Raw genomic sequence first — 11417 nt, 5'->3', positions numbered from 1 at the left:
CCCGGCGGCGCGGTGCCCGGTACTGTCGGGCCCGAACCGCCGAGAGCGACCGCTCGGACCGACCGTCGAGAGACCATCGTGCACAAGACCCTGATCGTCACGAACGACTTCCCGCCCCGGCCCGGCGGCATCCAGGCCTTCCTGCACAGCATGGCGCTGCGTCTGGACCCCTCCCAGGTCGTCGTCTACGCCTCCACCTGGAAGCGCAGCAAGGAGGGTCTCGCGGCCACCGCCGCCTTCGACGCCGAGCAGCCGTTCCCGGTGGTCAGGGACCGTACGACGATGTTGCTGCCGACGCCCCGGGTGACCCGGCGGGCCACCGCGCTGCTGCGTGAACACGGCTGCTCCTCCGTATGGTTCGGCGCCGCGGCCCCGCTCGGGCTGATGGCGCCCGCGCTCCGCGCGGCCGGCGCCCGCCGCATCGTGGCGACCACCCACGGCCACGAGGCGGGCTGGGCGCAGCTGCCCGCCGCCCGTCAGCTGCTGCGCCGGATCGGCGAGGGCACCGACACCCTCACCTACCTCGGCGAGTACACCCGCTCGCGGATCGCCGCCGCGCTCACCCCGCAGGCCGCCGCGCGCATGGTCCAACTCCCGCCCGGCGTCGACGAGAAGACCTTCCACCCCGGCTCCGGCGGCGACGCCGTACGGGCCCGGCTCGGCCTCACCGGCCGCCCGGTCGTGGTGTGCGTCTCGCGCCTGGTCCCGCGCAAGGGCCAGGACACCCTGATCGAGGCGATGCCCGCCATCGTCGCCGCGGTGCCCGACGCGGTGCTGCTGATCGTCGGCGGCGGCCCGTACGAGAAGGAACTGCGCGCCCTGGCCCAGGAGAAGGGCGTGGCGGACGCGGTGCGCTTCACCGGCGCGGTCCCCTGGGAGGAGCTGCCGGCCCACTTCGGCGCCGGCGACGTCTTCGCGATGCCGTGCCGCACCCGTCGCGGCGGTCTCGACGTCGAGGGCCTGGGCATCGTCTACCTGGAGGCGTCCGCCACGGGGCTCCCGGTGGTCGCGGGGGACTCCGGCGGCGCCCCCGACGCCGTCCTCGACGGCGAGACCGGCTGGGTCGTCCCCGGCGGCGCCCCCACCCCCGCCGCCGACCGCATCATCACCCTCCTGAAGGACCCCGAACTGCGCCGCACGATGGGCGAACGGGGCCGCGCCTGGGTGGAGGAGAGGTGGCGCTGGGACCTACTGGCGGAGCAGCTCAGGGAGCTGCTGTAGCCGTTCCGCTGCGCTTGGCCGGCTTCCCACGTTGTCGGCTTTCCCGCCGTGGTGGTTTCTCGCTGTTGCGCCTGGCGGCGGGCGGGGTCCGCTGCGCGGGGCTTTCGGGGTGCGGTGACGGTCCTCCGGGGTAGGGGTGTGGGACTGCTGCGCTTTACGTCCCACACCCCTACCCCTCCGGCCCGTCTCCTCCCGTGGGTGGGTGGGAGAAGCAGGCCGGTGGGGGCACCTCTGATCGGTCGCCTACCGGTAGACGAGGGCTTACGGGCACCCCCACGGGTTTCTCCCACCCACAACGGGAGGGGGCGGGCCGGAGGGGCTGGGTGTCCGGACGTAAAGCGCAGCAGTCCGGACACCCAGCCCCGCAGGCTCGTCACCGGCAGCCGAACAGCCCCGCGCAGCGGCACCGCCCGCCGCAGGCGCAACGGCGAACAACCACCACGGCGGGACAGCCAAAAACGTGGGAGGCGGGCAAAGCGCAGCGGAAGGGCCTAGCCCCGGTAAATCGCCTCGATCTCCTCCGCGAAGTCCTTGGCCACCACGTTCCGCTTCAGCTTCAGCGACGGGGTGACATGGCCGGACTCCTCGGTGAACTGGGTCGGCAGGATGCGGAACTTGCGCACCGACTCGGCCTTGGAGACGGCCGCGTTGCCGTCGTCGACGGCGCGCTGGACGGCGGCCAGCAGCTCCGGGTCCTCGGCGATCTGCGACGGCGTGATGTCGGCGGGGTGGCCGTGCTCCTCGGCCCAGCGGGGGAGGAACTCCTCGTCGAGGGTGACCAGCGCGCCGATGAAGGGCCGGCCGTCGCCGACGACCATGCACTCCGCGATCAGGGCGTGGGCCCGGATACGGTCCTCGATCACGGCCGGGGCGACGTTCTTGCCGCCGGCGGTGACCAGTATTTCCTTCTTGCGGCCGGTGATGGCGAGGTAGCCGTCCTCGTCGAGGGTGCCGATGTCGCCGGTGTGGAACCAGCCGTCGGAGAGCGCCTCTTCGGTGGCCGAGGGGTTGTTCCAGTACTCGGTGAAGAGGTGTTCGCCGTGCAGCAGGACCTCGCCGTCGTCGGCGATGCGCACGACCGAGCCCGGCAGGGGCTGCCCGACGGTGCCGATCTTCTGGCGGTCCCAGGGGTTGAAGGCGGTGGCCGCACAGGACTCCGTCAGGCCGTAGCCCTCCAGGGCGGTGAAGCCGATGCCGCGGTAGAAGTGGCCGAGGCGCTCACCGAGCGGGGCGCCGCCGGAGATGGCGTGCGTGGCGCGGCCGCCGAGGACGGCCCGCAGCTTGCCGAAGACCAGCCGGTCGAAGACCTTGTACTTCAGCTTCAGGCCCAGCGCCGGGCCGTCGGGCGTGTCCAGGGCGCGGCTGTAGGCGATCGCCGTCTCCGCGGCCTTGTCGAAGATCTTGCCCTTGCCGTCGGCCTGTGCCTTGGCCCGCGCCGAGTTGTAGACCTTCTCGAAGACCCGCGGGACGCCCAGGATCAGCGTCGGCCGGAAGGAGGCCAGGTCGTCGGTGAGGTTCTTGATGTCGGGGGCGTGGCCCAGCTTGATGGGGGCCATCACGGAGGCGACCTGCACCAGGCGCCCGAAGACATGGGCGATGGGCAGGAAGAGCAGGACGGAGGAGTGGCCGGTGTTGAACAGCGGCCGCAGCCGCTCGACGACGTTGCCGCACTCGGCGAAGAAGCTGCGGTGGCTGAGCACACAGCCCTTGGGGCGGCCGGTGGTGCCGGAGGTGTAGACGATGGTGGCGGGGGAGTCCGCGTCGGCGAGGGCGCTGCGCGCGTCCACCTCGTCGTCGGACAGGCCCGAGCCGGCGGCCTGCAGCCGGGCGATGGCGTCCCGCTCGATCTGCCAGATGTTCGCCAGCTCGGGCAGCCGGTCGCGGACCGACTCGACGGTCGCCTCGTGGGCGGGCGTCTCCACCAGGCAGGCCACCGCGCCGGAGTCGCCGAGGATCCACTGGATCTGCTCGGCGGAGCTCGTCTCGTACACGGGGACGGTGATCGCGCCGGCGCTCCAGATGGCGAAGTCCAGCAGCGTCCACTCGTAGCGGGTGCGCGACATCAGACCGACCCGGTCGCCGGGCTGGACTCCGGAGGCGATCAGGCCCTTGGCGGCGGCGCGGACCTCGGCGAGGAAGGTGACGGCGGTGACGTCCTGCCACTGCCCGTTCACCTTGCGTCCCATGACGGCAACGTCCGGGTGCTGCGCGGCATTTCGGCGGATGAGATCCGTCAGGTTGCCGTCCGCGGGGACCTCGTACAGGGCCGGAAGGCTGAACTCGCGCAAGACTGTTGCTCCTCAAAAGCGCCGGCGCCACGACGCTGTGTGCACACCGGCGGCGGTCCATGATCAAGCAAGGGGGATTGGACTGCCCGGACGTTACCCATGGGTATTGCTTTTGGGATAGGGGGGAACGGCCAGATGTTTCATGCGTCACACGCTTGCGGAAACGCCATGGGGACTATCCCGCGCAGACTAGACCAGCCGGTCGGTGACCCGAAAGTAACCACTAATCGGGCGCACAGTACGGGGGGCCCTCCCGGAGGCCCGCACCCGCGATCTAGGGTGACGCCATGCGCGTGCATGTGGTCAGTGACGTACATGGCAACAGCCGGGACCTGGCGGCGGCCGGGACCGGGGCCGACGCCCTGGTCTGCCTCGGCGACCTGGTCCTCTTCCTCGACTACGCCGACCACTCGCGCGGCATCTTCCCCGACCTCTTCGGCGTGGCCAACGCCAGCGCGCTCGTGGAACTGCGCACCGCCCGCCGCTTCGACGAGGCCCGCGCACTCGGCCGCCGGCTGTGGGGCGAGCTGGACGGGACGGGCGGCGGCCGCGAGGCCGTCATCGAGACCGCGGTCCGCCGGCAGTACGCCGAACTCTTCGCGGCCTTCCCGACCCCCACGTACGCCACCTACGGCAACGTCGACATGCCGCGCCTGTGGCCCGAATACGCCGGACCCGGCACCACCGTCCTGGACGGGCAGCGGGTGGAGATCGGCGGCCGGGTCTTCGGCTTCGTCGGCGGCGGGCTGACCACCCCCATGCGGACGCCCTACGAGATCAGCGACGAGGAGTACGCCGCCAAGATCGAGGCGGTCGGCGAGGTGGACGTGCTGTGCACCCACATCCCACCGGACGTCCCCGAACTCTGCTACGACACCGTCGCCCGCCGTTTCGAGCGCGGCAGCGCGGCCCTGCTGCACGCCATCCGCGCCACCCGGCCGCGGTACTCCCTCTTCGGCCACGTACACCAGCCGCTCGCCCGCCGGGTCCGTATCGGGGGCACCGAATGCGTCAATGTCGGCCACTTCAACGCGACCGGAACGCCCTACGTCCTGGAGTGGTGAGCCCGGCCGCGTCCACCGCCCATCCCCCGCGCGGTAGCCTTCAGCAGCAGAGACGCCATATTGCGGACACCGCGCAATGGGGTCTCCCCCGCTCGAACGAAGCTGAGAGCTCGGGGAAAACGTCGGCGGACCGGCACGAATCGGCATGGAGGAGTCACGGCGATGGCCGAACACACCAGCTCTAGCATCACGATCGAGGCGGCACCCGCCGAGGTGATGGGAGTGATCGCCGACTTTGACCGCTATCCGGAGTGGACCGGCGAGGTCCAGAAGGCGGAGGTCCTCGCCACGGACGACCAGGGCCGCGCGGCGCAGGTGCGCCTCCTGCTGGACGCCGGAGCGATCAAGGACGACCACACCCTCGCCTACACCTGGACCGGCGCCGACGAGGTCAGCTGGTCCCTGGTCAAGTCCCAGATGCTGCGCGCCCTCGACGGCTCCTACCGTCTCGCGTCCCTGAACGACGGCAAGAGCACCGAGGTGACCTACCAGCTCACCGTCGACGTCAAGATCCCGATGCTCGGCATGATCAAGCGCAAGGCCGAGAAGGTCATCATCGACCGCGCGCTGGCCGGGCTGAAGAAGCGCGTCGAGAGCGGCCCCGACGCCGGGCCCGCCGACCAGGCCGAGCCCGCCGACGAGGCCAAGAAGCTCTGAGCGTGCGCATCGTCCTCGTCACCGGCCCCGGCGGCGCCGGCCGCACCACGCTCGCCGCCGCCACCGCCCTGGCCGGCGCCCGGCGGGGCGCGCGGGCACTGCTGCTCACCACGGAGAGCAGCGCGCCGGAAACGGTGCTGGGCACCCCCCTCGGAGCCGACACCCCCACCCCCATAGCGCCCGGCCTGCACGCCCGCCGGATCGACCCCGCGGACCGCTTCCGCCAGGAGTTCCTCGCCTTCCAGGAGCGCGCCGGCGCCGCCCTCGACCTCCTGGGCGCCGCCCCCCTCGACGAGGACGAACTCACCGAACTCCCCGGCTCCGAGGACTTCGCGCTGCTGCACGCACTGCGCGCCGAACACGCCTCGGACGACTGGGACATGGTCGTCGTCGACATGCCCTCGGCCGCCGAAACGATCCGGCTGCTGGCCCTGCCGAACCAGGTACGCCGCTATCTGCGCCGGCTGCTGCCCCCCGAGCGCCAGGCGGCCCGCGCGCTGCGCCCGGTGCTCGCCCAGCTCGCCGGCGTCCCGATGCCGGCCCAGAAGCTGTACGAGGCCGCCGAGCGCTGGGAGAGCGAACTCGCCGCCGTCCAGCGGGCGATCGACGACCCCGGCACGTCCGTACGCCTGGTCACCGAGGCCGGCCCGGTCGCCGCGGCCAACCTGCGCACCATCCGCGCCGGACTCGCGCTGCACGGCCGGCGCACCGACGGCGTGGTCGTCAACCGGCTGCTGCCCACCGGCTCCGCCGACCCCTTCCTCGCCGCGCTCTCCGGCAGCCAGCAGACCGCCCTCAAGGCGCTGCGCGAGGAGTTCCCCGACGTGCCCGTCCATGAGGTGCCGCATCTGGGCCGCGACCCCCAGGGCGTCGAGGAGCTCGACGAGCTGATCGGCGGTCCGGCCGGTGAACTCGGCGCCGCGCACCCCGGGCCGGAGCGGCGCACCGACCCGTGGACCGTCGACGACCGCCTGGCCACCGACGGCATCCTGGTCTGGCGGGTCCCGCTGCCCGGCGCCGAGCGCAGGGGGCTGGGCCTGGTCCGCCGCGGCGACGAGATCGTGGTGACGGTCGGCCGCTTCCGCCGGATCCGTACGCTCCCCTCCGCGCTGCGCCGCTGCACCGTCTCGGGCGCCGGACTGCGCGACGGCGTCCTGGAGATCCGCTTCAGTCCGGACCCGGACCTGTGGCCCAAGAACGACTGAAGCACGGGGTGCGGGCCGGCGCCTCATCCGGCCCGACCCGTGCCACATGCCTCACCCGGATACCACCGTTCGGGTACCGTCGAGGGTGAGCCGCCGCTTCGGCGTGCCCGCCTCGACGTGCCGTGTCCCGACGGGCCCGCCCGCACCCTTCGCCGTACCGCCTCGCCGCAGCAGTCCACGGAGTTCAACATGAGCGATGCCACCGAGCGCCCCGCCGACCGCAAGGCCGAGCCCGACGCCGACGCCTGGGAGACCGCCTGCGCCGAGGACCTCGCGGCCGAGCAGGCCCGCCGCCGGGCCACCTACGGCCCGCCGCCGGCCAGCGCCGCCGAGGAACTGCGCAAGCTCGCCGACGCGGTGACCGAGAAGCTCGCCGGCATCCAGCTGCCCGGCGCGCTCGGCGGGATCGCCGCGCAGAGCGCCGTCAGCCAGCTCTTCAAGCAGGCCAAGGCCGCCGTCGAGCCGGTCATCGAGCGCAACCCCGACATCTTCGACCACCTCGCCGCGGCCGGCTCCGAACTGCTCGCCGCCTACCGCTCCGCCGTCGAGGGCAGCGAGCGCCGCTGGACCCGCGACGACGCCGACGACCGGCCCGAGGGCCGCCGCGGCGACGACCCGCGCGACGACGACGGCCCCACCGGCACCGAGCGAATCGATCTCGACTGATCCCGGCTCCGGTACGGTGGGTCCTGGCGGGGTTCGAGCGAAAAACTGAGGGACACATGGGACTCACCATCGGCGTCGACATCGGCGGCACGAAGATCGCGGCCGGCGTGGTCGACGAAGAGGGCTCGATCCTTGAGACGTGCACGGTGCCGACCCCGCAGGCCACCGACGCGCTGACCGAGGCGATCGCGGACGCGGTCCGCACGGTGGGCGCCGGCCACCGCATCGAGGCCGTCGGCATCGGCGCAGCCGGCTACGTCGACGAGAAGCGGGCCACGGTCCTGTTCGCACCGAACATCGACTGGCGCCACGAGCCGCTCAAGGACAAGGTCGAACAGCGCGTCGGCCTGCCCGTCGTCGTCGAGAACGACGCCAACGCCGCGGCCTGGGGCGAGTACAAGTTCGGCGCGGGCCAGGGCCACAGCGACGTCATCTGCATCACGCTCGGCACGGGCCTGGGCGGCGGCATCATCATCGGCAACAAGCTGCGCCGCGGCCGCTTCGGCGTCGCCGCCGAGTTCGGCCACATCAGGGTCGTGCCCGACGGCCTGCTGTGCGGCTGCGGCAGCCAGGGCTGCTGGGAGCAGTACGCCTCCGGCCGCGCCCTGCTGCGCTACGCCCGCCAGCGCGCCTTCGCCACCCCCGAGAACGCCCAGATCCTGCTGTCGCTCGGCGACGGCACCTCCGAGGGCATCGAGGGCCGGCACGTCAGCGAGGCGGCCCGCCAGGGCGACCCGGTGGCCATCGACTCCTTCCGCGAGCTGGCCCGCTGGGCCGGCGCCGGCCTGGCCGACCTCGCCTCGCTCTTCGACCCCTCCGCTTTCATCGTCGGCGGCGGTGTCTCCGACGAGGGCGAGCTGGTCCTCGAACCGATCCGCAAGTCCTTCCGCCGCTGGCTGGTCGGCAACCAGTACCGGCCGCACGCCCATGTGCTCGCCGCGCAGCTCGGCGGCAAGGCCGGACTGGTCGGCGCGGCCGACCTGGCGCGCCAGGGCTGACGCGGATGGTGGCTGAGCACCCCGGACTCCCCGCGTCCGGCACCGAGGAGGGTGCGGCGGTGGTCCGTGTGCTCAGCTACAACATCCGCTCGATGCGCGACGACCGGGCGGCGCTGGCCAGGGTCATCCGGGCCTGCGCCCCCGATCTCGTGCTGATCCAGGAGGCGCCGCGGTTCTTCCGCTGGCGCAAGGCCGCCGAGCGGCTGGCCCGCTCGGCGGGGCTGGTCTACGTCACCGGCGGCGGCACGACCGCGGGCCCGATGATCCTCGCCACCCTCCGCGCCCATGTGGAGCGTACGGAGGACGTCCTGCTGCCCCGCACCCCCGGGCTGCACCAGCGCGGCTTCGCCACCGCCGTGGTCCGCATCGGCCGCGCCCGGCTCGGCGTCCTCAGCTGCCATCTCAGCCTCGCCGACCGGGAGCGGTACGAGCAGGCCGGGCTGCTGCTGGAGCGGGTGGCGGGCCTCGGAGCGGCGCACACGGTCGCCGGGGGCGATCTCAACGACCGGCCGGAGGGCCGGAGCTTCCGGCGGGTGGCGGGCACGCTCACCGACGGCTGGGCGGCCAAGCCCTGGGGAGGGGAGTACACCTCCACGCCCCGGGAGCCGCGGCAGCGCATCGACGCCGTGTTCACCAGCGACGGCGTCGAGGTGCTCGGCTGTGGAGTGCCCCGCGGTCTGCCCGGTCTACGGGACGCGGACCTGCTGGCCGCCTCCGACCACCTGCCCGTACTCGCGGCCCTGCGGGTACCGGCCGACGCCTAGGGACGCCTCTCCGCTCGCCCCGCGCGTGGGGGCCCTGGTGCGCACCCACTCGGTGCGCACCGCCCGATGTACACCACCGGGTTCACACCACCGCGCCGCCGCCCGGCAGATGGTCGTCGTCCTCGTCGTCGTTCTTCATCCGCGCCACGAGCGTGGCGAAGCCGCCGAGGAACCCGCCGATGCCCAGGACCGTGATCCACCAGGTCACGGGCTGCTGGAAGAGCACCATGGCGACCAGGAGCAGCGGGCCGCCGAGCACGGCGAGCCAGGCGAACTTGGTGGTGGTGTCGGCCTTCGGCAGCGGAGGCGGCTCGGGCGGGGTGAAGTGGCCCTCGTCGGTCTCGTCGAAGTCGTCGTCGGACGCCTCGGCGCCGGACCAGTCGCGCGGGCCGACGCCCGGGGCGAAGACGACGAAGCTGCCCGGGCGCGGGGCTCCGCCCTCACCGGTGCCCTTGCCCGTGGCCCCGTCCGTGCGCGGCGGCTCCTCCGGAGAGTCCTTGGCGTCCTTGGGGCCCAGGCCCTCCTCGGCATCCTTGGGACCCCGGCCGTCCTTGGCGTCCGCGGTGTCTTCGGCGCCGGGGGCACCCGCGGTGCCCGGGGAGTCCTTGGTGTCGCCGTCCGCCTCGGGGAACGACGGCTGCTCGCCGTAGCCCGCCACGATCTCGGCCCAGGCGGCCTCTTCGTCCAGCGGATCGCGGGGATCGCGGGGGCTACGCTCCGCCACGGGCCGCCGTCCCCTCCTGTGCCGCGTCCGCCGCGTCCGCCCGCGCTTCGGGGGCGAGCCGGGAGATGAAGGCGAAGGTCTCCTCGCAGATCTGCTCGGCGTCGTGGTCGAGCGTGGCGACGTGGTAGCTGCGCTCCAGCAGGGTCTGGCGGACGTCCGTGGACGAGACCCGGGCGAGGATCCGCTCGGAGTCCACCGGAGGTACGACATGGTCCTGCGGGCTGGTCATCACCAGCAACGGCTGGGTGACGCCCGGGAGTTCGGAGTCCACCTGCTGGAAGAACAGGCGCAGCGAGTGCGCCGCGTGCAGCGGCACCCGGTCGTAGCCGACCTCCTCCACGCCGGGCTTGGCGATGTCGCTGGCGATGCCCTTGGTCGTCTGTACGAGGTGGCGCAGCACCGGCAGCAGCGGCCCGGCCGCGTCGTGCACCTTGTTGCCGGGGTTGACCACGGCCACCCCGCTGATCGCGGCACCGTGCTTGGCGGCCAGCCGCAGCGCCAGCGCGCCGCCCATCGACAGGCCGCAGACGAAGACCTTGGCGCAGCGCTCGGTCAGCGCGCGCAGCTCGCGGTCGACCTCGGCGTACCAGTCCTGCCAGGTCGTGATCTGCAGGTCCTGCCACCGGGTGCCGTGACCGGGCAGCAGCGGCAGGGAGACGGTCAGCCCCTGGTCGGCCAGATATTCGGCCCAGGGGCGGACGGACTGGGGGGAGCCGGTGAAACCGTGGCACACAAGGACGCCGACCTCTCCGCCGTCACGGCGGAACGGCTCGGCTCCGGGAAGGAACGGCACCGGGGGACTCCGATCGATGAGAGGGCCTGGCGAGTTACCTCAGGGTACGCAAAGTGACCGCGAGCGGGTAGGTCCGACGGCGCTCGCGGGCGGGTGAGGGGCCCGTACGCGGGCGTGCACCTGCCGTCGCGCACCTTCGCCGCCCCGTCGGGGCCAGCGTGTCACCGAGGCAGGTTAAGGTCTTTGCGTCACACACAGGAGGCAGTCGGTTGATCTACGGCGCAATGAAGTTTTCCATCGGCGGGTCGCTGAAGCTTGCCTTCAGGCCCTGGGTGGAAGGCATCGAGAACATTCCCGCCGAGGGTCCGGCGATCCTCGCGAGCAACCACCTGTCCTTCTCGGACTCCTTTTTCCTGCCCGCGGTGCTCGACCGCAAGGTCACCTTCATCGCGAAGTCCGAGTACTTCACCTCGCCTGGCGTGAAGGGCAAGCTGACCGCGGCGTTCTTCAAGGGCGTGGGCCAGCTGCCGGTCGACCGGTCGGGAGGCCGGGGCGCGGGCGAGGCGGCCATCAAGAGCGGCATCGAGGTGCTGGAGCGCGGTGAGCTGTTCGGCATCTACCCGGAGGGCACCCGCTCCCCGGACGGCCGGCTCTACCGCGGCAAGCCGGGCGGTCTGGCCCGTGTGGCGCTGGCCACCGGCGCGCCGGTCATCCCCGTGGCGATGATCGACACCGAGAAGGTGCAGCCTCCGGGCAAGGTCGTGCCGAAGATGATCCGGCCGGGCATCCGCATCGGCAAGCCGCTGGACTTCACCCGCTATCAGGGCATGGAGGGCGACCGCTTCATCCTGCGGTCGGTCACCGACGAGGTCATGTACGAGATCATGAAGCTGTCGGGCCAGGAGTACGTCGACATCTACGCGACCGCCGCCAAGCGGCAGATCGCGGAGGCGGCCAAGGCCGCGGAGGCGAAGAAGAAGGCCGAGGCGGAGCAGGCCAAGAAGGCCGCCGCCGAATAGGCCGAAGTGACGGGCAGGGCCGAGGCCGGGCGCGGGCGCGTCCGGCGAGGGGTTGGGGGCCGGCAGTGACGGACGCGG

11 protein-coding genes are annotated in these 11417 nt (G+C 72.6%); 8 read left to right on the top strand and 3 right to left on the bottom strand.

All coding sequences use genetic code 11. The annotated features are described in order from the left end of the window. The first annotated feature begins 78 nt into the window (after window positions 1–78). Entirely contained in the window at window positions 79–1221 is a 1143-nt protein-coding gene (locus tag AC0680_RS30860; RefSeq protein ID WP_478635243.1) for a glycosyltransferase family 4 protein, read from the top strand. Between the two features lie 491 nt (window positions 1222–1712). Here the strand turns inward: AC0680_RS30860 and AC0680_RS30855 are convergent, their stop codons facing one another. Further along, on the bottom strand, window positions 1713–3509 hold the full coding sequence (locus tag AC0680_RS30855) for an AMP-dependent synthetase/ligase (RefSeq protein ID WP_468986697.1): 1797 nt from the start codon (window positions 3507–3509) through the stop codon (window positions 1713–1715). A 287-nt stretch (window positions 3510–3796) separates the two neighbouring features. Between AC0680_RS30855 and AC0680_RS30850 the strand changes: the two genes are divergently transcribed. From AC0680_RS30850 to AC0680_RS30825, 6 genes are all read left to right on the top strand, one after another. Further along, a complete protein-coding gene (locus AC0680_RS30850) occupies window positions 3797–4573 on the top strand; it encodes a metallophosphoesterase family protein (RefSeq protein WP_478635238.1) in 777 nt (258 codons plus the stop codon). A 162-nt stretch (window positions 4574–4735) separates the two neighbouring features. Then, complete coding sequence (locus AC0680_RS30845) at window positions 4736–5230, top strand: SRPBCC family protein (protein ID WP_478635235.1); 495 nt, start codon at window positions 4736–4738, stop codon at window positions 5228–5230. A 2-nt stretch (window positions 5231–5232) separates the two neighbouring features. Further along, the gene (locus AC0680_RS30840; RefSeq protein ID WP_478635232.1) at window positions 5233–6435 is read left to right on the top strand and encodes an ArsA family ATPase; all 1203 of its coding nucleotides are present in this window, start codon (window positions 5233–5235) and stop codon (window positions 6433–6435) included. Between the two features lie 189 nt (window positions 6436–6624). Next, complete coding sequence (locus AC0680_RS30835; protein ID WP_478635229.1) at window positions 6625–7101, top strand: DUF5304 domain-containing protein; 477 nt, start codon at window positions 6625–6627, stop codon at window positions 7099–7101. Window positions 7102–7157: 56 nt separating this feature from the next. After that, window positions 7158–8099 (top strand): ROK family glucokinase, encoded by a 942-nt coding sequence (locus AC0680_RS30830; protein ID WP_478635227.1) that lies wholly within the window; start codon window positions 7158–7160, stop codon window positions 8097–8099. 5 nt (window positions 8100–8104) lie between these two features. Then, window positions 8105–8863, top strand: coding sequence for an endonuclease/exonuclease/phosphatase family protein (locus AC0680_RS30825; RefSeq protein ID WP_478635224.1), 759 nt, complete (start codon window positions 8105–8107; stop codon window positions 8861–8863). An 82-nt stretch (window positions 8864–8945) separates the two neighbouring features. Here the strand turns inward: AC0680_RS30825 and AC0680_RS30820 are convergent, their stop codons facing one another. Together AC0680_RS30820 and AC0680_RS30815 are read right to left on the bottom strand one after the other, a co-directional pair. Then, a complete protein-coding gene (locus AC0680_RS30820) occupies window positions 8946–9587 on the bottom strand; it encodes a hypothetical protein (RefSeq protein WP_478635222.1) in 642 nt (213 codons plus the stop codon). Next, window positions 9574–10380 (bottom strand): alpha/beta hydrolase, encoded by an 807-nt coding sequence (locus AC0680_RS30815; RefSeq protein WP_478635219.1) that lies wholly within the window; start codon window positions 10378–10380, stop codon window positions 9574–9576. The genes AC0680_RS30820 and AC0680_RS30815 overlap by 14 nt, the downstream gene beginning before the upstream one ends. 224 nt (window positions 10381–10604) lie before the next feature. On the opposite strand from AC0680_RS30815, the gene AC0680_RS30810 reads away from it, so the two are divergent. Further along, the gene (locus tag AC0680_RS30810; RefSeq protein WP_393494267.1) at window positions 10605–11339 is read left to right on the top strand and encodes a lysophospholipid acyltransferase family protein; all 735 of its coding nucleotides are present in this window, start codon (window positions 10605–10607) and stop codon (window positions 11337–11339) included. Window positions 11340–11417 lie beyond the last annotated feature (78 nt).

The sequence above is a fragment of the Streptomyces sp. NPDC043738 genome, from assembly GCF_056436545.1.
The sequence above is the reverse complement of the archived record's forward strand: the minus strand, read 5'-3'. Positions and strand labels throughout refer to the sequence as shown.

Coding starts and splice junctions, on each gene's coding strand:
- AC0680_RS30810 (WP_393494267.1), top strand. CDS start 10,605: ATGAAGTTTTCCATCGGCGGGTCGCTGAAGCTTGCCTTCAGGCCCTGG.
- AC0680_RS30825 (WP_478635224.1), top strand. CDS start 8,105: ATGGTGGCTGAGCACCCCGGACTCCCCGCGTCCGGCACCGAGGAGGGT.
- AC0680_RS30835 (WP_478635229.1), top strand. CDS start 6,625: ATGAGCGATGCCACCGAGCGCCCCGCCGACCGCAAGGCCGAGCCCGAC.
- AC0680_RS30850 (WP_478635238.1), top strand. CDS start 3,797: ATGCGCGTGCATGTGGTCAGTGACGTACATGGCAACAGCCGGGACCTG.
- AC0680_RS30845 (WP_478635235.1), top strand. CDS start 4,736: ATGGCCGAACACACCAGCTCTAGCATCACGATCGAGGCGGCACCCGCC.
- AC0680_RS30830 (WP_478635227.1), top strand. CDS start 7,158: ATGGGACTCACCATCGGCGTCGACATCGGCGGCACGAAGATCGCGGCC.